Source organism: Acinetobacter pittii, assembly GCF_034067285.1.
In the GTDB taxonomy this organism is placed as follows: domain Bacteria; phylum Pseudomonadota; class Gammaproteobacteria; order Pseudomonadales; family Moraxellaceae; genus Acinetobacter; species Acinetobacter pittii_E.
Window position 1 is genome coordinate 1,787,682 of record NZ_CP139286.1, and the last position, 23,654, is coordinate 1,811,335.

The window sequence follows — 23,654 nt, forward strand, 5'->3', positions numbered from 1 at the left end:
TTATTATCAAGTGCGATAAATATCAAACATAAGATTACAATCTAAATCAAGTTATTTATTAACCATAAATCTAACTTAAATTATTGTTTTTAATTAACATTAGTAAAACGCATCTTTTTTTATTGATTATAATGATAATTGTTTTCATTTACTAATGAGAATCATTCTGATAATTTGACCGCGCTTTCTTGTCGAGATGGACTCAAAATGAAGCCATTTTCTCAACCCTTACATCCCCTATTTCAACAACTCAATGTTGGGAGTGAAGTCTGGTGGAATACCGTAAAAAAACTAGGTAGCCCGCTAGTCACCCTACAAAAAAATAAAGCGCTATGTACCTTTATTTGGCGTAGTTCTGAACTCAAAGAAAGCCTTTTTGTTTATATCGATATCTATTCACAAAGCCCTTCTATCTATCAAAAGTGGAATCGTTTTAGCCATATAGCTGGAACAAATGTGTACTTCTTTGAAATAGAGCTGCCCTTAGCTTGGACTGGTAGTTATGTTGTAGTGACCGCTAGTGAAGAAGCGCCAGAAACAGATTGTGCGGCAACACGACGCTCATGGTGGCAAAAGGAGCTTAAACAAAATGCTCAAATTGACTCATTTAATCAACATCAGTTTTATACGGGACATCTGGCCCGATACATCAATCAAATTCAACTCGAAAACACAAAAGCTTTCATAGGCGATTGCCCTATTACAAAGACATTTCAATGGTCAAGTCGCTTATGCCAACAGGACTATTTAGTCGACATTTTCATTAGTCATCAAGCAACTCAAGAAGACTTGCCACTCGTTATATTGCTTGATGGCCAAATCTGGAGTCGAGAGCTTTCAATTCTGCCCGAAATTCAACATTTGTCTAATTCAAATAAGATTCGTCCAGCAGTTTATGTTTTTGTTCATAGTTTAAATAGTCAACAACGCCAACAAGATTATGGCTGCCATGATGCATTTAGTCAGGCGTTGGTTGATGAACTCATTGAAATACTCTTAAAAGAATATTCTTTTATTTCCAAAACAGACATTACGTTATGTGGTCAAAGTTTAGGTGGTTTATGTGCTTTACATAGTACTTTGTTGTTCCCGACCATTTTTACTTCCCTGATTTTGCAGTCTGGATCTTATTGGTGGTCAGATTTTTCAAACAGTATTTTAGGGCAAAAACACAAAGGTAATATTTTAGAACTGCTTCAAAACCTATCTCATCCATTATTAAAAACAACTCGAATTTATATCAGTGCCGGCACGTATGAAACCGATATGCGGGACGATGCCCTTCAGCTTTATCAACAATTGCAATCATTCAATCAAGTGAGTTTTCACACTTTTCAGGGCGGACATGATGCCGTGAACTGGCGTACCGACTTGCTTAAGGCATTGCAAAAAACTCTTTCACTATAACCATTTGTTTCATCAAGGATAACAATATCATGAGCAACTTACAGGAAAACTATATTAATCCTTTCGATAACGAAAGTTTGTCTTTTCAGGTTTTAAAAAATCAACAAGGTGAGTTCAGTTTATGGCCTGCTCAACATCAGGTGCCGTCGGGTTGGGATGTTCAGCATGGACCGGATACACGGGCTTCGTGTATTGCATATGTGGAAAAGCACTGGGTTGCGATTAACCCCTTTCAACAAGCGTAAAGGAGTATTATCATGAATCAGGCATTAAATAATGAATTTACTCCGGACCTTTCACAACCCACTCGTTTTGAATTGGCCTCTACTCAGCTCGGCATTTTCCTTGCCGATCATTTAAGTTCAATTGAAGATTTATATACCATTGCGCATTGTTTGGAACTACCAAAAACTGTCGACATCCCCACATTTAAAAAAGCAATTCAAATCGGCTTAAATGAAGCCGACACAGTCATTGCTTCGTATTCATCTGACCCATCTCAACCGTTTATTGAGCTTAATAACCAAGTTCAGTTTCAAATTGAAGAATTTGATTTTTGTCATTTAACGCCTAAAAAAGCTCAGCAACGTTTATGGGACTGGATGCCATCAGATCGTCAATGTGCTAAATCACTTAAAGCGGGTGAATCTCAACTGTTTCGTCAGGTGTTGTTTACGACGCATGACAAAGTGTATTGGTATCAACGTTATCACCACATCATGCTTGATGGTTTTAGCATGATTAACCTAACCAAACGTATTGTTGAACTCTATCAACAATTACAAGAAGAAAAAGACCTTTCGATTTCTCCGTTCATTGGCGTCAATGATGTTATTTCTGAGCGTCAGGCTTATGAAAATAGCCATCAATTTAAAATAGACCAAACTTTCTGGAAAGCATATTGTGAAGATTTACCTAGTCCAGTTAGTTTAAGTACTCATCATTTAGCGGCAAAAACTACAGCGACATTTATTAAGCATCAGCTGCGTTTTTCAACAGGAATTTTAGAGCAGATTCAAGCTTTAGCTGAGCAATCTAAATTAGCTTTGAATGACATGATGATGTCATTGTCATTACATTATATTTACAAAATGACCGATAAAGCCGAGTTGGTTAACGGTATTCCATTTATGCGCCGTTTAGGTTCAAAAGCGATTCGCTCAACCTTACCTACGGTAAATGTTCTACCTGTGAAGTTTAAAGTTGCTGAAAAAGATAGTTGGGTGAGCTTGGCTCAACACGTACAAGAGCAATTACAAGAAATTCGCCCGCATCAAAAATACGATGCAGAACAAATTTTAAGAGATTTAAATAGTATCGATATTCATGAACGAATGTACGGCCCTATTTTAAATTATAAAGCTTTTGATCAAGACTTGGTGATTGATGGGGAAAAGGTCAAAACACACCATATTTCTACAGGACCAATTGATGATTTTGAGTTTTCTTTCATTGTTCAAGATCATGAACTCATTATCGAATTACGTGCAGATTCGCAGCGTTATACACAAGATGAGCTATTTAACCACGGTCAACGCTTAACGTTATTGCTCGAACAAGCCTTGATTCGTCCAGAACAGCCATGTAGCAATTTTAATATTACAACACCACAAGAGCTTACCGCCCTGACCCAAAGTGGTATTGGTCCGCGTGTTAGTCATCCTGAACAATATAATAATGTTTTAGATATTTTTTATGAGCAAGTGAAAAAATATCCTGAACGTACCGCCATTGTGAGTGGTGAACGTCCAAACCTTCAGCATCTCAGTTTTGCTGAGCTTGCAGTAAAAGTGAATCAACTGACTCGTTTTTTACAAGAAAATGGAGCCAGAAAGCAAACTGTGATTGCGGGAGCTATTCCTCGTTCGATTGACTCAGTTGTGGTGATGTTATCTGTACTCAATTCTGGTGCGAGTTTCTTACCTCTCGATTTAGATTATCCAATCGATCGTATGCAAATGATGTGTGAAGATGCAAATCCATTATTTGTATTAACAACACAAGCTCTTGCACAGCAACTACCACAAAATATTCAGCAGTTATATCTTGATCAGGAAGATGTTCAAACACAAATTCGAAAGCAAGACGCGAGTGATATTTCTGCCGAAAATCGTAAATTTGATTTCCAAGATGTTGCATATGTAATTTTTACCTCAGGAAGTACGGGTCGCCCTAAAGGAGTAATGAACACACATGGTTCTTTACTCAATCTCATTTTGTCGCATAAACCAACCATTTATTGGCCAGTATTAGAAGCGGTAAATGAGCGTTTCCCTGACCGTCCGTTACGTGCAGCGCATACCCACTCTTTCTCGTTTGATTCATCTTGGTTGCAAGTTTTCTGGATGTTATGGGGCCAAGAGCTACATATTTTTGATGAAAACATGCGTCGTGATGCATTTGGCTTAGTGCAAGAAATTCAACAACGACAAATCGATACACTGGATTTACCGCCATCTTTTTGTGCGCAAATGATGACAAACGGCTTATTTGTTGAAAATCAGCATCATCCAAGTCTTATTTTGATTGGTGGTGAAGCTGCACCTCTAGCCTTATGGCAACAGCTCAATGCTCAGCCAGCGCTTTTTGCTCATAACTTATATGGCCCAACAGAATATACGGTTGATACTTTCCGAGCAGAATTAAAACAGACCGCTCGCCCTGTCATTGGTAACCCTATTGGTAATACACAGGCCTATGTATTAGATCGTCATTTACAACGATGCCCGACTGGCGTCATTGGTGAGCTGTATATTTCTGGCTTTGGGATCGCCAATGGTTATTTAGGTCGCGCTGACTTAAGTGCTGCCCGCTTTGTAGCGAATCCATTTGAACATGGACAGCGCATGTACCGTACGGGTGATTTAGTCCGCTGGAATAGTGCGGGTAAACTTGAGTTTATGGGGCGCTGTGATGACCAGATTAAAATTCGTGGTTATCGAGTCGAGATTGGTGAAGTTGAAAATGCACTTTCGATTTTAACCAATGTTGAAAGCGCAGTCGTGATTGCAGAACCGATTAATAACAGTCATCGTTTACTTGGTTACTGTGTAGTCAAAGACATTGAACTTGATGAAAAAACCAGTGAACAACTAAGTCAGCAATATTTAAGTCAGTTACGTCAAAACTTACCTGAATATATGGTGCCTTCTGCTCTAACTGTCATGTCCGAGTTCCCACGAAATGTAAGTGGTAAAGTCGATAAAAAAGCACTGCCAAAGCCACAAATTCGTACCCATAGCCGAATAGCCGAAACGCCTGAGCAACAGCTTTTATGCCAAATTACTGCATCTGTTCTTAAGCTTGACGCTATTGGGATTGATGACGACTTCTTTATGACAGGTGGCGATAGTATTTCGGCTATTATGCTTTGTACTCAATTGCGCCAACGTGGTTACGGCTTAAGACCAAGTGATGTATTCCAATTTAAAACAGTTGCCGCTATAGCGCCGCAACTTACCCGTTTAGATGAGCAACAAGCGGCCGTTTCAAAACCGTTATTTTCAGCGGACCTAGAACAAAAAGTTCAAGAAAAATATGGAAAAAACAGCACGATTTTGCCTTTGCTTCCTTTGCAAAAAGGCATGTTGTTCTTATCTCAAGTAGAAAATCAATCAAATTATAATGCCTTTACTCGTCTGAGCTTGAATGGAGACATTGATCCGGTACGTTTACAGCAAGCGTTGATTACCGTATTAAAACGTCACCCTCAATTAGGTGGGCATTTTGATAGCGAATTAGCTGAAGAACCTATTTTTATCTATTCATTACACCCTACTCAAGCTTGGCCAGTTCAGTTTTGTTCGGTTACTTCCGATTTACTTGAGCAAACCATTCAAGAGGCATTACAGCAACCGATTCACCTTGACCAACCCTATGGCTTAATTCGGGCAACCTTAATTCAACATGCTCCTGAACAATCCGAATTATTGATTATGGTGCATCATCTTTTAACAGATGGTTGGTCAACTCCACTATTTTTACAAGACTTTATTAAAGCCTATCAGCAAACTAACCAACCACTGCCAGTGCTTGAACATAGTTATGAAACGGTGATTAAAGCTTTATCTGGGCGTGATCATGAAACGTCAAAAGCGATATGGCAACGTGATTTAGCTGATTTACAACCACTTATTTTATTTAATCAAGCACAGCAAGCTGTACAGGAAACGTCATATCGTTTAAGTGCCGAGTTGGGTGCAAAACTTCAACATAAATTACGCCAACAAGGCATCACGCTCAATGTCTTCATGCAAATGATTTGGGCAATGACTTTAAATATTTATGCTCATCGTGAAGATATTGTGTTTGGTACTCCTGTTTCGGGGCGTTCGGCACCTATCAATGGTTTAGAGCAGCAGATTGGATTGTTTTTAAATACGATTCCGGTGCGTGTAAAACTCAACATGCAGCAAACACTTTGGGAACAATTGCCTCAGTTACAGCAATTGCATGTTGAACATTTAGAACATGATGGTTTAGGACTAAGTGCAATTCAGCAATTGATAGCTCAGGGCAATCTTTTCGATAGTTTGTTAGTTGTAGAAAACTACCCAGATAACCAGTATTTACAGCAAAAACTTGGTGATGCTGCTATTTCCAAAATTACAAATCGCGGTTATAGCCATTATCCGCTTGCTTTGTTGGTTATTCCTGATCATCAAATTGAACTATTACTCGAACAGCGTGGTGTAATTGATCAGCCAGAACATTTCTTAGAGCGAATGGTTCAATTGATTGAAATTGCACTAAATGAACCAGAGACGTCTCTAAGTCATTATCGCTTACAGCTGGCTGAAGAACACGATTTAGTCCAGAAAACAAATCAAACCCAATACTATGTTCGCCAAAGCACGTTACAGCAATTACTCAGAGAACAAGCTCGAATTACGCCTGAACAAACGGCGTTATCTGATGAAAATCATCAGCTCAGTTTCAGTGAACTGCGTTTGCAAGTTTGTGCATTAGCACAGCAATTACAAATCGCGGGTGTACAGGCTGGAGATATTGTTGCCGTTGCCCTGCCAAGATCAGTCAAACTGAGTATTGCGATTTTGGCGGTAATTGAAGCAGGTGCAGCTTATTTACCTATTGATTTACAACATCCGTCTGAACGCATCAAATTTATGTTGCAAGATGCTAAATCTAAACTTGTGATTGGTGAACAAAAAGATTTAGCAGCTATTGTTCACCCATCAATAGCTACCTTTGCTTTTAATGAATTATTTGATGAAACAAAGATTGATTTAAGTAGCTATAAAACGACAGTTATTACCCCACAGCACCCGGCATATTTAATCTATACATCAGGTACAACAGGCCAGCCAAAAGGTGTCATGGTTTCTCACCAAGCCATTGTGAACCGTATTTTATGGATGCAATCAGAGTATCCGCTGTCAGCAACCGATACGATTTTGCAAAAAACGCCATGCACTTTTGATGTTTCAGTATGGGAGTTTTTCTGGTCATATTTAGTAGGTGCACGACTAGTGATGGCACCTATAGATGCACACCGTGACCCATTGGCATTATTAAGTCTCATTCAAAAATATCAGGTAACAACATTACATTTTGTACCGTCAATGTTGGCTGTTTTTGAAAATGCTGCCACCGAAATTTTGTCATCTGCTCAGCGTCAAAGTTTACCAATTCGCCGAGTGTTCTGTAGTGGTGAGGCATTACCAACAGCTCTAGCAAAATCATTTACCGAGCATTTTAGTTGTGAGCTACATAACTTATATGGCCCAACAGAAGCGGCCGTAGATGTGAGTTGTATGGATGCAACACTAGGCTTACACCCTGAAGAAAGTAGCGTCGCAATTGGTTATCCAGTCTGGAATACCCAGCTTTATATTTTAGATAAATACTTACGTCCTGTACCTGTTGGAGTAGACGGTGAGCTTTATTTAGCAGGCCATCAACTGGCCATGGGTTATTTATATCGAGCGGACTTAACGGCAACACGTTTTGTGGCAAATCCATTTACAGCAGGTCAACGCATGTACCGTACTGGTGATATTGCCCGTTGGCATGCAGACGGCAGTATTCAATATGTGGGCCGTGCTGATGATCAGCTAAAAATACGAGGTCAACGTATAGAACTGGGTGAAATTGAACAGCAATTACGCTTACTCAGTGGTCTTGATGCGGTTGTACATCCTATCTCTTCTGAGCAAAATAAAGCAGATGTTCAATTGGTCGCTTACTTGCAAACAACTGCACCTGTGGACATCGACCAGTTAAAGAAACAATTGGCGAAACAGCTTCCAACTTATATGGTGCCTACACACTATATGCTAGTTGAGAAATTCCCATTAAGTCATAATGGGAAGCTGGACCGTAAAGCACTGCCACAACCGCAGCTAGAGTCTTCAAATACAGAAAAACAGTACGCTACCACTGCTTTTGAACATGAGCTGACACGTATATTCCAGCAAGTTTTAAATACAGATCAAAATATTGGTGTAAACGAAGATTTCTTTGCGATTGGTGGACATTCCATTTTGGTGATGAAGCTTGCAATTGAAATCCGAAAAGTATTTAAGCGGACCATTCCAATTGGCCAGTTGATGAGTCATGTCACGATTCAACGTTTAGCAGCTTTACTTCTTACACAAGAACGTTTGGCAGAAGTTGAACAAACTGGCATGCAGCCTATTTTACCAATCCGTTCTGGTTCTGGGCATCCATTGTTCTGTTTCTACCCGGGTTCTGGTTCGGCATGGCAATATACAGTGCTGAATCGTTATCTACACTCTGAATTACCCATTATTGGGTTGCAGTCTCCTCGACCTGAAGGTCTATTGGCAAATAGCGCTGATATGGACGAACTGGTTGAAAAACAACTTGAGATTATTCGTAAGCAACAACCAACAGGACCTTATACGTTACTAGGTTATTCACTTGGCGGCACTGTGGCTTATGCCGTTGCAGCGAAGTTAACTGAACAAGGTGAAAAAGTTGATTTTCTTGGTTTATTAGACACTTACCCTGCTGAAATTCATCAGTGGTTAGATTTGTCGGTAGAGGAAATGAATGCTGAAGCTGAACAAGAACAGCTTCAATTCTTCAATGATATTTTAGCTGATGCAGATATGGCTTTAAGTGAAGAAACCCGCCGTTTACAAGAGGATATTTTTGCGAACTATCGCGATGCGGTCCGTTTATTAAAACCTTATAAAATGCCGCACTTTGATGGTGAATTACACGTAGTTGTCGCTGAAAAAGACTTGCTGCCGTATATTCAACCAGAACAACAATGGTCACCTTTAGTCAAAAAACTCAATATTGTTCGACTGAGTGAAGCGGACCATACCAATATATTGTCTCCGCAGCAGCTTGAAACACTTGGTCCGATTTTAAACCGCATGATTTGTCAGGCGCGCGGTTTAGAGGAGCACACGCCATGAGCTTCAAATCTATATTGACCGATTTTAGTCTTTTAAAACGCAATGCTCATTTCCGACATGTATTTATTGCCCGCACATTGTCATTGTTAACCATTGGTATGTTAGTCGTGGCTATTCCAAAACAAGTCTATGACATTACGGGTAGTTCATTAAATGTTGCCGTTGCAATGGCTTTTGAAGGCATTGCCATGTTTATTGGTTTATTGCTTGGTGGTTTGCTGTCAGATCGCAAAGATCGAAAATGGCTAATTTTATTGGCACGTGGTGTATGTGGCTTAGGCTTTGCTGGCCTCGCGATTAATGCCATGTTTGAGCAACCTTCGCTCTATGCTATTTATTTCCTTTCAGCATGGGATGGTTTCTTTGGTGCACTCGGTGTAACCGCAATGATGGCGATTATGCCTGTGATTGTAGGGCGCGAAAATATTGTACAAGCCCGTGCTATTAGTATGGTATCCGTACGTCTTGCAACCGTTATTTCACCTGCAATCGGCGGTATATTAATTGCTGCTAGCGGTGTTGCGACCGTGTATTGGGTCTCAACAGTGGGTACTTTACTTACTGTATTTTTATTAATGGGGCTACCTGCGCTTAAACCGCAACATGCATCAAATGGCGAGAGCCCTCTTCGCCAATTAGTCCAAGGCTTTAAATTCGTCTTTAAAAATAAAGTAGTCGGTAGCACGATTTTAATAGGCACATTGCTTAGTTTTAGCAGTGCTATTCGCATTATTCTTCCGCAAATGGCAGATGAAATCTTTCACGGCGGTGCATTTGAACTCGGTCTTATGTATTCAGCAGTGCCTTTAGGTTCAACATTAGGTGCTTTACTCAGTGGTTGGACAACACGGTTACTCAGACCCGGCTTGGTCATGCTCTATACGTGTTTAGGCGTTTTTAGCTGCATGATTATGATTGGGCTTTCACCATGGTTAATCGTGACTTTGCCAATTTTATGCGTTTTCGGATATTTGATGTCGATTGCGAACTTGCTTCAATACAGCATTGTGCAAGGACATACCCCTGATGAATATTTAGGACGTATTAATTCAATCTGGCTTGCACAAGATGCATTAGGTGACTCAATTGCCACCACAACTTTAGGTCTTTTAACACGGTTTTTACCTATATCAGGAAGTATCCTCTTCTTTGGTATATTAAGCTTTGCAGTAGGGTTTATGTTCTTATTCAACTCTCAAGATATGCGTAAAACAGGATTCCAAGATCCTAAGTTACAAGAAAATTAAACCCTAAATAAAAAAGAAGGCAATTCGTTGCCTTCTTTTGTTTTAAGCAAAATTTCGTGCCTGAAAAACCCAAGTCATAATATGGTCTTGTTCTACAGTCCAGCCACCTTGATATTGTTCTAAGAGTTGATAGCGCTTTTGAATTTCTGGCAAAAAAGTTAGCGTTAATGTTTGATTTTCAAAATTAATATCAACGATCGATGCTTCTAAGAAATCGATATATTGCTTTGCAGTGGGATAAACCGCTTTATATAGACTTTCTTTTATAGAAAAAATTAAGCTCACATAATGGGCAAAATCAAAAAACTCAGCCACTTTATTTTTCCATAAATCAAACTCAGATGGTGTTAAAACAAGATGTGCACTCTCTAGAGCAAATTCTGAGGTCACCCAGTGCTCAATATCAATTCCCAAATAAATCGCATTATTAGATAGCGCAACAATTAACTTATTTTGTGAATGACTAATGCTCCCCAAAACATGAGATGGCCAAATAGGCAAAGGTTCATGCATCGAGGTTATTGGCTGATCTAAACCGAAATGATGATTTAAAACTGCCTGAGCTAATACTCTGCCACATAAGTACTCATTTTTACGTTCGACACGCGCTTGAGCAATTTTTAGGGGATGCTCTAATTGCTGGTCTATATGCAAATGATGCGTTTTTGATAAATCTAGACCATAACAAAATAGCTCGGATGTAAGAAAAATAGGGTTCGAAATTTCATAAATTGATTTACTGAGTGGTTCAGGAATGTATAGATAATGACTCACTGGATTCGGCTTCAAAATAAATATTTTTAATGAGTTATCTTCTATCTTAACTTACATACTGCAAATCTATAAATAATTATATTTATCATTTGATAATAATTATTATTTACTTATACTGTTGGGTAAATTTTGATTTTAATTTACTTATAAACATCGATTATGAAACTTATAGGACTTTTTTTGACCCTGTTGGGAGCGGTCAGTATCTATTGTAGTCATAGCAACCAGAATCTGTTGTCTCAACATCTTCCTACTCTCTTTAAGTATTTGGGTCTAGTGCTATTAAGCATTGGATTTATTGCACTCTTTGCAAGCTTACCAAAAGTTGTTGCCGCTTTTTGTTGGTTCATGCTCATCATTTTTGCTTGGTCGTTTCTCCCTTTTATGGCGCTTTTTAAACGGAAACTGGTTTCATGAAAGCTAAAATTCAGTCTCCGATCCAGCCAGACTGGTGGAGTAAAACTTTTGCTGGTGGTGTTTTTGGTCTAAGTCTTTCTATCGCGATTGGTAATTTGATTGTTTTATTAGGCCAACCTTATATAGCCATGGATTTATTGGTGCAATTGGGGATGTGGAGTGTTCCTTGGGTTTGGATGCCTATTATGTTTGGCAGTTATTTTTTTACGACTGGGCGAAAAGCGCTTATCTATTTATTGACTGCCAATGCCCTAGCGTATAGCTGTATTTTTGTATTACGGGGTTAAACATGAAAGTACGTTCAGACATCATGAAATTAGCAAAAAGCATGCATACTTGGGTGGGTGTATGTGCTGGGATTTTGCTTTTTATCTGTTTCTTTGCTGGTGGGCTCAGCATGTTTCAGCACCACATTAGTAAGTGGGCTACGCCAACACAGCAAGTTTTACCGAAAGTCTCACCCGACCAATATAATGAACTCATTCAAAAAGTACAGACTGCCTATCCTGCTGCGCAAAAGAACTTCACACTAAATTTATCGTCCAATGAATTTCACTATGCGCCCATTACCTGGAGTGAACATGAACGTGGAGATGGCTTTAATGCTGCTCAAACTACGTGGATGGCAAGCTTAGACGATAAAGGTCAGTTAATCGTTGCTCAAGAAAACTTATCTAAGGCAGGTTGGCTAATTGAACAGTTGCATGAAACAGCAGGTATACCGGGCATGGTAGGCCATCACGGTCTAGGCCTTTATGTGATGGGTGTTGTTTCGATTCTATATTTTCTTGCCCTGCTTTCAGGGGTAATCATTCTATTACCCACCTTGGTAAAGGATTATTTTGTCATTCGTCCTGGTAAAAATAAAAAGCGCTTTTGGTTAGATGCGCATAACGTGATTGGAATTACCAGCTTACCATTCCACATCATTATTAGTATTAGCGTTATTGTCTTTGCTTTTCATGACTTTTTTTATGATGCTATTGGACAACTTGCACTCAAAGGACAGCCTGTTTTCCAGCGTTCTCCCCCGGCACTTATACAACCAAAACAAACACAAATCGATGTTCAGCAAATATTAGCTCAAGCCAAAAAAGTAGCGCCTGAATATTCAGTAGACTATATCCAGTTCAGTGGTCTGGATAAGCCTGAAAAAGCCAATGCACGTATTGCCCTCTATAGTTCAGATCAGATGTTGCGTGGTGCGAATCATGACTTTATGCGTATGAACCCATATGCAGTTGAGCACTTTAATCATAAAGGTATTAACACACAGACTGATGCCGGTAATAAGCTAATCAACGCTATGTTCAGCTTACATTTTGGAAGTTTTGGTGGTATGGGCGTACGTTGGATTTATTTTGTGTTAGGTGTCGGTGGCGCTTTTTTATTTTATACGGGCAACATTCTTTGGGTTGAAACTCGTGCACGTAAGCAAAAGCGTGTTGAAGATCCAGTTCCTGTTCAACGTAAAGATGTAGTGTTCCTTGCTAACTTAACTATAGGCGCCTGTTTAGGATGTGTTTTAGCAGTCGTGGGCACAATGTTAGCCAGTCGTTGGCTTTTCGCTGCTTTCAATATTGAAAGTATGAATCACCTCTTTATGTATGGTTATTATGCGATTTTCCTACTGAGTTTGATTTATACCTTTGTGATTGGCTATGCAAAAGCTCTACCACAACTGCTGTTAACTCTGGTTTTAGTGTTATTTGCGATTCCGCTAACATCCCTTTTAGCTTACTTCATTCCTCAAAGTGGCTTATGGGTACATAGCGGAGAAATATTAGTGGTTGATTTCTTAGCTATGATTTTTGCTTTCGCTTTCTGGCGTTTTTATCAACAAGCCCAAGATCGCCTAAAATCTGCTCCAACAGGCAGTTTATGGGCTAGCTAACAACCTTGAATTAACCAGACTGAAATAATGTGTGGAATATGAAAAATTATAAAACCCACATTGTTTCGGTCAGTTGTTTAATTTCTTGAATATCATGACTCACATAAATCATCGGAATTTTTATTTCCTGTTTTACCTTTTGAAAAAAAGGAATAATTTCAGCTTTATGGTTCGCATCAAGTGCTGATAAAGGTTCATCAAGCAGTAATAGCTTAGGTGAATATAACAATGCTCGACCCAGTGCCACGCGCTGTTTTTCCCCCCCTGAAAGTTTAATCGGCATACGTTGTAATAAATGCTCTAACTTTAATAACTCAATAATATAATCTGCTTCAAAGTGACGTTCTTGTTGGGACAGATGTTTAAGACCAAATAATAAATTTTGCTTTACCGTTTTATGCGGAAAAAGCTGAGCATCTTGAAAAACCAAACCAACATGTCGCTTTTGTGTGCTCAAATTAATTTTCTGATTTGAATCAAACCATGTTTGATCCTGTATTTTAATGACTCCACTGCGTGGTGTATTTAATCCTGCAATGGCATGTAGAATTGATGTTTTACCTGCCCCAGAGGCACCGAATAAGCCAATAACAGAAGCATCTGACTGGAAACTAGGTTCAATATGAAATTGACCCATTTGTAGCTGAAAACGGCATTCAATCAACATAATCTCACCGTCCTAAACGCTTCTTTTGATAACGATGAAACCACTGTGCAAACCATAACGCTAAAAAAGCCACGCTTAGCGACAAAACAATAAGCCTTTGAATAGCGGTCTCGGTATCGGGTTGTTGCATTAGGCTATACATGGCTAGAGGCAAAGTACGTGTTTCATTTGAAATATTACCCACAAAGGTAATGGTAGCCCCAAACTCACCTAAACTGCGACAAAAACATAAAATAGCACCAATTAAAATACCACTGCTGGCAAGAGGCAATGTGACATGAAAAAAAGCCCCTAAAGATGAGGCACCTAATGTTTTTGCTGCCATTTCTAAACGCTGATCGACCAGTTCAATCGCTAGACGAATAGATTGAACCAATAGCGGGAAACCCATCACTGCAGAAGCAAGAACGGCGCCTTTCCAGTTAAATGCAAGATCAATTCCAAGCGGTGCCAAATATTGCCCAATAAAGCCGCGACTCCCAAAAACTTGTAATAGCAAATAACCCGGTACAACTGGCGGTAAAACCAAAGGTAAAAATACCAATGTTTCAATGAATGACTTACCCCAAAACTCTTTACGCGCCAAAAACCATCCCACACAAATCGCAGGAATAATACTGACCACAAGGCAACTTGCTGCAACCTTACAAGAAAGTTGCAGAACGCTGAGCTCTTCTGGGGTTAAAGAAAACATCATGGTTTAACTGGAACCAACACGTTAAAACCATATTTTCTAAATACGGCTTTAGCTTGGTTGCTTTGTAAAAATTGATAGAACTTTGTTGAGTTCGGATTCTTTTTAATTATCCCTATAGGATAAGTAATTGGCGAATGCAAATTTTCCGGAAATACGCCAGCTACTTTTACGTCTTTACTGATTGCTGCATCAGTTGCATAGACAATCCCAACCTGACATTCACCACGCGCAACAAAGTTTAATGCAGCTCGAACATCTTCTGTTTCAACTAACTTTGGCTCAATACGGTTCCACCAACCTAAATGGGTAAAAGCTTGTTTAGCATATTTGCCTACAGGCACACTTTTAGTATCCCCTGTACAAATCTTTCCGGTAAACACTTTATTTGGATCGGTGGTTTTATCTAGTTTTACACTTAAGGACTGCCCTTTTGGAGTAATTAGAACCAAACGATTGCCTAATAAATTTACACGGTCATTTGTTGCAACTAATTTTTTGTTTTGTAGATAATCCATCCACTGCGTATCAGCAGAGATAAATACATCGGCTGGTGCCCCAGCTTCAATTTGTTTCGCTAATGTCGATGAACCTGCATATGAAGTTTTGACTTCTATATTATTTTGTTTTTCGTAAATTTTTTCTAAATCATTAATGGCATTGGTTAAGCTGGCTGCTGCATAAACAGTAACTGATTCAGCCTTGGCTGGAATATTAAAGACCAATCCTATGCTGAGGACTGAACAAGCTAAAGCTAATTTTTTTATCTTTCTATCACTTACCATTATGTCTTACCTTGTTGTCGTTTTTTGCAGCGATATATACCCAAGAATATAGCGCCATACAAAAATTATGAAAAGCATAATTCGTCAAATATAGATGATCGGAATGAAGGTAAATAGCGCAATTTGTATTTAAAACTTCATTTTGGTGCACTCGGTAGTGAGGCTAACCATTTAAGAGCACTATATAAAACTTATTTTCTTTTAAACTTTAGTGTCTAATTTAATTGGTTTTATGGTCATCCCTATGCCAAAAATCACATAGAGATAACCATAAATATCAGTCGTTTATGCCAACTACTTTTTTAGATACACAATAAAAAACGCCTATCCCAGACCATCTTTTACGATTGTGCAGAATAGACGTCATTGTCTGTGTAACTGAAAATTGCAGCAGTGCTTTTTCAGCGTGCAATTTATATTAAGCAAAAGCTATACCACATTAAAAAATTGAGTCACTATGAAAGTTTTCATTTAACCTTTTAAATAGCTACTCATGATTTGATATTCATGTTCTAAAGCTTGTCGAGCATTAATTTGCATTTGCCGATAATGCTGTAAGACTTTTTGGCCCAGAGCTGTGATGGCTGCCCCACCACCATGTGTTCCGCCCGTTTGAGTTTCAACTAAAGCCGTTTGAAAGCACTGATTCATTGTATCGACCAATTGCCATGCACGGCGGTAGCTCATATTCATAGATTTTGCGGCTTGTGAGATCGACCCCGTTCTTTCAATTGCTTCAAGTAAGTCTGCCTTACCCGGACCAAATGCAATATTCTGCTCTAAAAGAATTCTAATTTGTAATTTTAAGTTTTTTTCTTTCATGGGCTTAGTTCACAAAATTTCATTTTATGCTCATTAATATTATAAGGAATTTTAATAGGTTAAAACACATACAATTTTAAATCTCTACTCTTTCATAAAAAGAGTTCATTTAAAAAATCAAATCTGCACAAAGTGGATAAAGATCTGGAAAAAACGGATAGAGGCAATGGCTTAATCGCGGTTCAATCAGTTAAAAGCTGAATGAATGGAGGATTGAGCAAATGACCTCATCTAATTTAAAACAATGGAATGATTTTATAGATGGATGTATCGACTTCCGTCCTAACGATGGCGTGTTTCGTATTGCACGTAATATGTTTACCGAGCCTGAACTATTTGACTTGGAAATGGAACTTATTTTTGAAAAGGTTTGGATTTATGCATGCCACGAAAGTGAAATTCCAAACAATCATGATTTTCTAACAGTCCAAATTGGTCGTCAGCCGATTATTGTGAGCCGTGATGGTAAAGGCGAATTACACGCGATGGTCAATGCTTGTGAACATCGTGGCGCAACCTTAACACGGGTTGCTAAAGGCAATCAATCTACATTTACTTGTCCATTCCACGCATGGTGCTATAAGTCAGATGGTCGCTTAGTTAAAGTCAAAGCACCTGGCGAATATTGTGAAGATTTTGATAAATCAAGCCGTGGCTTAAAACAAGGCCGTATTGCCAGCTATCGTGGATTTGTATTTGTAAGCCTTGATACTCAAGCAACAGATTCTCTAGAAGACTTTTTGGGCGATGCAAAACTGTTTCTTGATTTAATGGTCAACCAGTCGCCAACAGGTGAACTCGAAGTACTACAAGGCAAGTCATCTTATACCTTTGCGGGTAACTGGAAGCTACAAAATGAAAATGGCCTAGATGGCTATCATGTCAGCACTGTTCACTATAACTATGTCTCTACAGTTCAACACCGTCAGCAAGTCAATGCATCAAAAGGTGAAGAACTTGATACGCTTGACTATAGCAAGTTAGGTGCCGGTGACTCAGAAACTGACGATGGCTGGTTTAGTTTTAAAAACGGCCATAGTGTTTTATTTAGTGATATGCCAAACCCAACAGTTCGTCCGGGTTACAGCACAGTTATGCCATATATGGTCGAAAAATATGGCGAAAAATATGCTGAATGGGCAATGCATCGTTTAAGAAATTTGAACTTGTACCCTAGCCTATTCTTTATGGACCAGATTAGTTCACAGCTTCGTATTGTTCGTCCTGTGGCATGGAATAAAACCGAAGTCATTAGTCAGTGTATTGGTGTTAAAGGTGAATCTGCTGAAGCACGCCGTAACCGTATTCGCCAGTTTGAAGATTTCTTTAATGTGTCGGGTCTTGGTACGCCGGATGATCTAGTTGAATTCCGTGAGCAACAAAAAGGTTTTCAGGCACGACTTGAACGTTGGAGCGATATTTCGCGTGGTTGTCAGTCTTGGGAATATGGCGCGACCAAAAACTCACAGGATTTAGGCATTCAACCAGTTATTACTGGCCGTGAGTTTACCCATGAAGGACTCTATGTAAACCAACATGGACATTGGCAACGCCTAATGCTCGACGGCTTAAACAAGAAAGCATTGAAAATGCAGGATATTACTTTTGAAAACAATGCCGTAATGGATGAGGTGTAACCATGTCACAAGAACTACATTTTGCTGTATCTCAGTTTTTGTACAAAAAGGCAGAGCTTTGCGATGCTTATGACTGGGATGCCTATTTAGACCTTTACGATGAAGATAGTGAATATCATATTCCACAGTGGATTGATGACCATAACTATGTTCAAGATCCAAATCAGGGCTTGTCTTATATTTATTATGCAGACCGTACAGGGCTTGAAGACCGTGTATTCCGTATTCGTACCGGAAAAGCTGCATCTGCAACACCATTACCACGTACTTTGCACAGCATAAACAACATTCGAGTTAAAACACTAGATGATGGATTAATTGAAGCAAAAGTTGCATGGCAAACGCTTTATAACCGTCAAGGCTTAGAAGGCTGTTTTTACGGACACGCCACTTATCTTTTACGTCAAACCGCAGATAGTTTCCGTATTCGTCGTCAGCACAGCATTTTGCTGAATGACAAAATTGATTCCGTTTTAGACTTCTATCACGTTTAAGGGGAATAAAAATGGGACATTCAGTTGCACTTAACTTTGCCGATGGCAAAACCTTTTTCATTTCGGTAAATAACGATGAATTACTGCTTGATGCAGCAGTTCGGCAAGGAATTAACTTGCCGTTAGACTGCCGCGAAGGTGTTTGTGGTACCTGTCAGGGACAATGTGAAACCGGAATTTATGAACAAGAATATGTTGATGAAGATGCATTAAGTGAGCGTGATTTGGCTGAGCGTAAAATGTTAGCTTGCCAGACGCGTGTAAAATCAGATGCAGCTTTTTATTTTGATCATGATTCTGCTATCTGTAACGCTGGTGATACTTTAAAAATTGAAACCAAAGTGACTGCGGTTGAGCTGGTTTCTGAAACAACAGCAATTTTGCATCTTGATGCGAGCAGTCATGCTGCACAACTTCAGTTTTTACCGGGTCAATATGCTCGTTTGCAAATTCCCGATACTGAAGACTGGCGCTCTTATTCTTTTGCCAATAGACCAAACGCAACCAATCAATTGCAATTTTTAATTCGTTTATTGCCAGACGGTGTCATGAGCAATTACTTGCGTGATCGCTGTCAGGTTGGACAACCCCTATTCATTGAAGCACCGCTTGGTAGTTTCTATTTGCGCGAAGTAGAACGACCACTGGTTTTTGTTGCAGGTGGAACAGGATTATCTGCTTTCTTGGGAATGCTTGATAACTTGGTTGATCAACCAAACTCACCTGCAGTTCAGTTGTACTACGGTGTAAATAGTGAAACTGACTTATGTGAACAACAGCGTTTACACGCCTACGCAGAACAGTTACCAAACTTTAGTTATCACCCAATTGTGACTAAAGCAACTGATGCTTGGCAAGGCAAAGCAGGCTATATCCATGAGCACTTAAATAAAGATCAGCTGGCTGAACAGGCTTTTGATATGTATTTGTGTGGCCCACCACCAATGATTGAAGCCGTGAAAAATTGGTTAGATGAACAAGCTTTGCAAAACTACCGTATTTACAGCGAGAAGTTTTTACAGAGCAATACATCACGTTAAAAGTATAAATAGCTTAAAAACCACTCAAACATGGGATGATTCAATATACTCTTATAAGGGTATATTGAATTTTTGTTTTTAAAATTAAAAAAACTATATATATCAATAACATAAAATAATAAATTCCGACAAAATAAATTGACCAGTTCGCTCGGATTTGCTATAAATTTTGATAGATCTTAAGGAATAAGATCATGATGAGATTAACTTATAGCACCTTTTATGCCCCTCTATTCTATTTCTCGAATTTATTAAATTAATGGACGAAATCCGAATTAAAAATTTGAGAAAATCATATTACTTAGCGGATAAATTGGTCTGTATATTGCTTATATCTCATTATAATTTGCGAGTAACTTAATTTTTTAAGTGCCGTATTTACTTGCTGTGCAGCGAAGTTTTAAAGCTTTTACAACACAAGTAAATACAGGAGTGAGCCAAAAGGGATAAATATGAACCAAGCCAACTCCCCCGAACTCAGTGGACGTCATTTTCAAAATGAGTCTATCTTTACCAATCATAATCTGGTGTTTGATCATCACGATTTAAATGAAACTTGCCGAAATGTCGGGCAAATTTTTAAACCACATGATCTTAAAATCTCTCATCAGAAGCGAGATTTTAGTGCCACTATGCACCACGTTAAAACAGGCGCATTGTCTATTAGCCGCTTAGAATATGGCGCGGATGTCATTATTGAACCAGAGCACCTTGATAACTTTTACTTAATTCAGATCCCAACTCAGGGCTATGCAGAAATCGAGTTTGGTTCACAAAAATTTATTTCTTATTCTCAAGTTGCTTCTCTTATTTCTCCTCAACAATCTTTACGTATGCGCTGGCATGCGAACTCACCACAGCTCATTCTAAAAGTTTCAAAGGATGATTTTACTTACCATTGCCGTCAGCACATTGCTGATTCTGAAAATAACTTACTCGTTTTTGATCCTAAATTAGACTTTGCTACACAAAGTGGAGCCTACTTTTTACAGCTTGTTAGAACATTGATGGACGCTTTAGCATGTGATCAACACCCGCTCCATCACCCTTTAGCCTTTAAACAATTTGAGTCAAATCTATTTAATGCACTTATTTATGGTCAACCCAATAATGCATTACATAAAATAGATCAGCATAAAGAAAAAACAGTCTCTCCTTATTTTGTGAAGCGTACTGAAGCCTATATTAAAGAACATTTACATGAGCCGCTGAATGTCGAAATTTTGGCTGAACATGCGGGTGTCAGTGTGAGAACACTATTTACTGGTTTTAAAAATTATTTGGGGACAACCCCAATGTCTTACCTAAAAGAATTACGCTTTGAACAAGCTCATTTAGAACTCATGCATAATGAAAATCTATCGGTCACTGATGTTGCATTTAAATGGGGATTTACCCATTTAGGCCGTTTTTCTCAAGAATATAAACGCCGCTATGGTGAGTTACCCTCTTCGACTCGCCGCTCTGGTCACAGTGAAGGTTCAGGCTTAATTACTTCAATTTTTTCTTAAACTAAAAATAGAGAAAAGCCTTTTATATTGTTTTATACAAAAGGCTTTATTTATGACTTAGAAATGATGGATATAACGAACTTGTAGTCGCGTACCTTCTGGTCGATTTTCAGCATCTTGCTCAAAATAAGCATTTGCAACCAAGTGATCATTTTTAGAAAAACTATACATCGCACCAGGACCAATTGCCCAGACTTGCTCACGTCTACCTTTGACTTTTTCACCATCAACTTCAGTGTCAGTGACTTGTTTTAGCCAATAACCATTTAGTCCTAAGCGGAATTGTTCAGTAATGGCATAGTCTGTTGCAAAGTTTGCATGAATTGCTTGCCCAGCTTGCATATCATTTGCTCCAGCAAATGCATAGCTAGGGTCATCATTTTTAAAGTTATAGAGATAATGAATACGTGTTGAAGCGGTCCACTTGGGATTAAACCAATACGTTGCAGCCCAATAAGGATCGAATGAAACAGCGTTATTACTTGGGTTAATATCTTTTTGTTGATCGTATTCGCCAGTAGGTAAATTCACCTGAAACTCAAAACGATGTACAAACTTCGGCCCTTGTGCACCCATGACTGGATCGAACTGAATAAAAGGCCCAATCATGATGTCCCCAAAGCCACTCTGGGCTTTAATAGCAGCATTATTCAAGCCATCATCCATGTCCATTTTGCTGACAAAAGGAATTAAAAAATTCATACCTAGGCTGGCTTTATCTTTTACTCGGACATTCGATAAATAACTAATCTGCTCAACCAGTACTTGATAATTTAAATCTGTTTTAGGTAAACCTAATTTTTGTCCATTGGCATCGATCAGTTTATTGCTATCGTAATTTTGAAAATAGGTTTGAGCATACCAGCCGGGCCCTGCGGGTAAGCCGCCATCGAGAAAGCTGGTCATACCTAAGTTTACAGTCGGTAAATCATAGGCATGCGAAACCAATGGTAAACCCAACAACGTCCCTGCTAAAAAGCCATGTTTAATTAAAGTGCTTTTCATCTTCTTATTTCCTATAAAAAAATCACGACCGGATTGATCGTGATTGTGGTGAATTAATGTGCTAATTCTGGATGCTCAGCGGCGATGCGATACTTTCCGGCATGGAATACCAATGGTTCACCTTGGCGTTGTTGGTATTGTTCAATTTGACCAATAAAAATCAGGTGATCTCCCCCTTCATACTGATTTACATTGCGGCAAACCAAGGTTGCGAGTGCGTCGGTCAAAATTGGAACACCTGCATTGCATTGCTGATGTGCAACGCCAGCAAACTTGTCTTCAGCACCTCGAGCGAAATGTCCCGAAAGCTGGTGATGCTCCTGTGCCAACATGTGAATGGCAAAATATTCAGCTTCAACAAAATCAGATAAACTTGGCGCTGTTTTTGAAAGGCTCCACAAAATCAATGGTGGGTCTAAAGACAGCGACGAAAATGAATTGGCTGTCATACCTATTTTCCGACCATCTTTACCACGGGTTGTAATCACTGTAACGCCAGTTGCAAACTGACCAAGTAAATTACGGATTTCTCTTGGATTTTCAGCATTAATCACTTGTAAAGCTAAAGTTTCAATTGTGTCCATTTTTAACTCTCCCTTTGATATTTTGACCTTAAGCCACTTTTGCTGCGGTTTTTGAAGCCATGAATGCCTGAGCCTGATTTGCATCAAACCACCAAGGGGCAAAGGCGCGCGGGTCATCAAAGTTATTGGCCATAATTGAAGCAATACTCTGGTTTTGGCTTGCGGCTGCTAATAGTTCAACAACATGTGGCTGCGGTGGCACTAATAGGCTATTGGTCCAAGCCACGACTTTTTCTGCATAAGCCCAATAACGCTCAAAGGTTTGAACCATCCATTGTTCGCTAAAACTTTGATTATCATTGGCTAAAATGGCATCGAAATAGATTTTGCTACACTTAGCAGCATTGTTTGAGCCTTGACCAGTAATCGGATCATTCACCACCAAGGCATCTGCCATGCCAAAAATCTTCTTGCCAGACGGTAAGGTTAAAACGGGTTTGCGTACGGTCGGCGGGAAACGCCCTGCCAAATAACCCCCAGCATCGGTCAACTCAACATTTGTGCAGCGTTCATATTCCCAAGGCACAAATTTCTTGAGTAAGTCCAAACTGCATTGCAGATGTTGTTCTGGTGTTTTGACATCTTGCCAGCAGTCCATTGGTCCATTTGGAATACCTTCAAACACCATAATGTCGCAAGGCCCATTCACGGTAAGTGCTGGAAATGAAAAGTACTCGCCCACTTCTGGAATAATATTAAAAGTCACACGAGAGTATGGGGAAATTGGCTTCATATTTTTGACATAGGTCAATGCCAAAGCGCGCTGTGGTTTATCAAAAACGCTACGCGCATCATCACGCTCAAACTGTTTAACGACTTCACCTTTACCAGCCGCGAGTAATACAAGCTCGTAGTCGTTTGCGAGTTGTTCTAACTCTTCAATACCCACATCCTGAATCACCAAGCGACCACCACGGCGTTCAAATTCTTCCATCCAATATGGCATTTTAACGCGCTGATCGACCGATTGAGCATAGCGCTCAAGACGAGCACTCCATTCAAATGCTTTACCACCATTTTCAGGATTGACTAAAGCCAGCCCAATACCTTCTACCGCTGGACATTGCTCTTCCCAAAAATTTAAACCTAAGTCTCGTTCAGTTTGTAAAGCGGTATGAAACATACACTGGCTTGACATGACTTTACCTTGACGGATTTCATCGGCAGTTCGGTTGGTGATCATGGTTACGTCATAGCCTGTATCTAATAAACCCAAACCAAGCTGTAAACCAGACTGTCCTGCTCCAACAATTGCAATACGGCGCAT

Annotated in this window: 18 protein-coding genes; 10 read left to right on the plus strand and 8 right to left on the minus strand. The window is 39.3% G+C overall.

The features are described from left to right. The first annotated feature begins 207 nt into the window (after nucleotides 1–207). Genes fes through entS form a run of 4 tightly spaced genes read left to right on the plus strand, consistent with a single transcriptional unit; the run spans nucleotide 208 to nucleotide 10,063 of the window. Nucleotides 208–1,407, plus strand: a complete 1,200-nt coding sequence (fes, locus tag SOI81_RS08380) for an enterochelin esterase (RefSeq protein ID WP_320541554.1) — start codon at nucleotides 208–210, stop codon at nucleotides 1,405–1,407. Between the two features lie 29 nt (nucleotides 1,408–1,436). Then, nucleotides 1,437–1,652 (plus strand): MbtH family protein, encoded by a 216-nt coding sequence (locus SOI81_RS08385; RefSeq protein WP_003651732.1) that lies wholly within the window; start codon nucleotides 1,437–1,439, stop codon nucleotides 1,650–1,652. Nucleotides 1,653–1,664: 12 nt separating this feature from the next. Then, nucleotides 1,665–8,816, plus strand: coding sequence for a non-ribosomal peptide synthetase (locus SOI81_RS08390; RefSeq protein WP_320541555.1), 7,152 nt, complete (start codon nucleotides 1,665–1,667; stop codon nucleotides 8,814–8,816). After that, nucleotides 8,813–10,063, plus strand: coding sequence for an enterobactin transporter EntS (gene entS, locus SOI81_RS08395; RefSeq protein ID WP_239976384.1), 1,251 nt, complete (start codon nucleotides 8,813–8,815; stop codon nucleotides 10,061–10,063). Before SOI81_RS08390 ends, entS begins: the two co-directional genes overlap by 4 nt. Before the next feature lie 42 nt (nucleotides 10,064–10,105). Here the strand turns inward: entS and SOI81_RS08400 are convergent, their stop codons facing one another. Next, entirely contained in the window at nucleotides 10,106–10,837 is a 732-nt protein-coding gene (locus SOI81_RS08400; protein ID WP_239976383.1) for a 4'-phosphopantetheinyl transferase family protein, read from the minus strand. A gap of 413 nt (nucleotides 10,838–11,250) precedes the next feature. On the opposite strand from SOI81_RS08400, the gene SOI81_RS08405 reads away from it, so the two are divergent. After that, a complete protein-coding gene (locus tag SOI81_RS08405) occupies nucleotides 11,251–11,541 on the plus strand; it encodes a hypothetical protein (RefSeq protein ID WP_239976382.1) in 291 nt (96 codons plus the stop codon). 2 nt (nucleotides 11,542–11,543) lie between these two features. Further along, the gene (locus tag SOI81_RS08410; protein ID WP_320541556.1) at nucleotides 11,544–13,148 is read left to right on the plus strand and encodes a PepSY-associated TM helix domain-containing protein; all 1,605 of its coding nucleotides are present in this window, start codon (nucleotides 11,544–11,546) and stop codon (nucleotides 13,146–13,148) included. A gap of 46 nt (nucleotides 13,149–13,194) precedes the next feature. Here SOI81_RS08410 and modC read toward each other — a convergent pair whose 3' ends face one another. The 4 genes from modC to modE form a co-directional block, all read right to left on the minus strand. Beyond that, nucleotides 13,195–13,815 carry a molybdenum ABC transporter ATP-binding protein gene (gene modC / locus SOI81_RS08415; RefSeq protein WP_239976380.1) on the minus strand — a complete coding sequence of 207 codons (621 nt, stop codon included), beginning with the start codon at nucleotides 13,813–13,815 and terminating at the stop codon, nucleotides 13,195–13,197. A gap of 4 nt (nucleotides 13,816–13,819) precedes the next feature. Then, nucleotides 13,820–14,512, minus strand: a complete 693-nt coding sequence (modB, locus tag SOI81_RS08420; protein ID WP_239976379.1) for a molybdate ABC transporter permease subunit — start codon at nucleotides 14,510–14,512, stop codon at nucleotides 13,820–13,822. Then, on the minus strand, nucleotides 14,509–15,294 hold the full coding sequence (gene modA / locus SOI81_RS08425) for a molybdate ABC transporter substrate-binding protein (RefSeq protein WP_239976378.1): 786 nt from the start codon (nucleotides 15,292–15,294) through the stop codon (nucleotides 14,509–14,511). Before modA ends, modB begins: the two co-directional genes overlap by 4 nt. A 471-nt stretch (nucleotides 15,295–15,765) precedes the next feature. Next, nucleotides 15,766–16,116 (minus strand): winged helix-turn-helix domain-containing protein, encoded by a 351-nt coding sequence (modE, locus tag SOI81_RS08430; RefSeq protein WP_239976377.1) that lies wholly within the window; start codon nucleotides 16,114–16,116, stop codon nucleotides 15,766–15,768. 221 nt (nucleotides 16,117–16,337) lie between these two features. Here modE and antA point away from each other — a divergent pair, with 221 nt between their 5' ends. The 4 genes from antA (at nucleotide 16,338) to eutR (ending at nucleotide 20,798) form a co-directional block, all read left to right on the plus strand. Continuing rightward, nucleotides 16,338–17,753, plus strand: coding sequence for an anthranilate 1,2-dioxygenase large subunit (gene antA, locus SOI81_RS08435; RefSeq protein ID WP_206221529.1), 1,416 nt, complete (start codon nucleotides 16,338–16,340; stop codon nucleotides 17,751–17,753). Nucleotides 17,754–17,755: 2 nt separating this feature from the next. Then, a complete protein-coding gene (antB, locus tag SOI81_RS08440; RefSeq protein ID WP_163120440.1) occupies nucleotides 17,756–18,247 on the plus strand; it encodes an anthranilate 1,2-dioxygenase small subunit in 492 nt (163 codons plus the stop codon). Nucleotides 18,248–18,252: 5 nt separating this feature from the next. After that, nucleotides 18,253–19,287, plus strand: a complete 1,035-nt coding sequence (antC, locus tag SOI81_RS08445; protein ID WP_320541576.1) for an anthranilate 1,2-dioxygenase electron transfer component AntC — start codon at nucleotides 18,253–18,255, stop codon at nucleotides 19,285–19,287. 452 nt (nucleotides 19,288–19,739) lie between these two features. Next, nucleotides 19,740–20,798: an AraC family transcriptional regulator gene (gene eutR / locus SOI81_RS08450; protein WP_239976374.1), complete on the plus strand. Its 1,059-nt coding sequence runs from the start codon at nucleotides 19,740–19,742 to the stop codon at nucleotides 20,796–20,798. Nucleotides 20,799–20,855: 57 nt separating this feature from the next. Here the strand turns inward: eutR and SOI81_RS08455 are convergent, their stop codons facing one another. The 3 genes from SOI81_RS08455 to SOI81_RS08465 are packed head-to-tail and all read right to left on the minus strand — an operon-like array spanning nucleotide 20,856 to nucleotide 23,654. Next, complete coding sequence (locus SOI81_RS08455) at nucleotides 20,856–21,803, minus strand: transporter (protein WP_239976373.1); 948 nt, start codon at nucleotides 21,801–21,803, stop codon at nucleotides 20,856–20,858. A gap of 53 nt (nucleotides 21,804–21,856) precedes the next feature. Beyond that, nucleotides 21,857–22,387 carry a flavin reductase family protein gene (locus SOI81_RS08460; RefSeq protein ID WP_239967754.1) on the minus strand — a complete coding sequence of 177 codons (531 nt, stop codon included), beginning with the start codon at nucleotides 22,385–22,387 and terminating at the stop codon, nucleotides 21,857–21,859. Nucleotides 22,388–22,415: 28 nt separating this feature from the next. Continuing rightward, nucleotides 22,416–23,654, minus strand: coding sequence for a styrene monooxygenase/indole monooxygenase family protein (locus SOI81_RS08465; RefSeq protein ID WP_217487697.1), 1,239 nt, complete (start codon nucleotides 23,652–23,654; stop codon nucleotides 22,416–22,418).

Excerpts from the sequence above, each read along its gene's own strand:
- fes (WP_320541554.1), top strand. The coding sequence starts at position 208 with ATGAAGCCATTTTCTCAACCCTTACATCCCCTATTTCAACAACTCAAT.
- SOI81_RS08385 (WP_003651732.1), top strand. The coding sequence starts at position 1,437 with ATGAGCAACTTACAGGAAAACTATATTAATCCTTTCGATAACGAAAGT.
- SOI81_RS08390 (WP_320541555.1), top strand. The coding sequence starts at position 1,665 with ATGAATCAGGCATTAAATAATGAATTTACTCCGGACCTTTCACAACCC.
- entS (WP_239976384.1), top strand. The coding sequence starts at position 8,813 with ATGAGCTTCAAATCTATATTGACCGATTTTAGTCTTTTAAAACGCAAT.
- SOI81_RS08405 (WP_239976382.1), top strand. The coding sequence starts at position 11,251 with ATGAAAGCTAAAATTCAGTCTCCGATCCAGCCAGACTGGTGGAGTAAA.
- SOI81_RS08410 (WP_320541556.1), top strand. The coding sequence starts at position 11,544 with ATGAAAGTACGTTCAGACATCATGAAATTAGCAAAAAGCATGCATACT.
- modC (WP_239976380.1), bottom strand. The coding sequence starts at position 13,815 with ATGTTGATTGAATGCCGTTTTCAGCTACAAATGGGTCAATTTCATATT.
- modB (WP_239976379.1), bottom strand. The coding sequence starts at position 14,512 with ATGATGTTTTCTTTAACCCCAGAAGAGCTCAGCGTTCTGCAACTTTCT.
- modA (WP_239976378.1), bottom strand. The coding sequence starts at position 15,294 with ATGGTAAGTGATAGAAAGATAAAAAAATTAGCTTTAGCTTGTTCAGTC.
- modE (WP_239976377.1), bottom strand. The coding sequence starts at position 16,116 with ATGAAAGAAAAAAACTTAAAATTACAAATTAGAATTCTTTTAGAGCAG.
- antA (WP_206221529.1), top strand. The coding sequence starts at position 16,338 with ATGACCTCATCTAATTTAAAACAATGGAATGATTTTATAGATGGATGT.
- antB (WP_163120440.1), top strand. The coding sequence starts at position 17,756 with ATGTCACAAGAACTACATTTTGCTGTATCTCAGTTTTTGTACAAAAAG.
- eutR (WP_239976374.1), top strand. The coding sequence starts at position 19,740 with ATGAACCAAGCCAACTCCCCCGAACTCAGTGGACGTCATTTTCAAAAT.
- SOI81_RS08455 (WP_239976373.1), bottom strand. The coding sequence starts at position 21,803 with ATGAAAAGCACTTTAATTAAACATGGCTTTTTAGCAGGGACGTTGTTG.
- SOI81_RS08460 (WP_239967754.1), bottom strand. The coding sequence starts at position 22,387 with ATGGACACAATTGAAACTTTAGCTTTACAAGTGATTAATGCTGAAAAT.
- SOI81_RS08465 (WP_217487697.1), bottom strand. The coding sequence starts at position 23,654 with ATGCGCCGTATTGCAATTGTTGGAGCAGGACAGTCTGGTTTACAGCTT.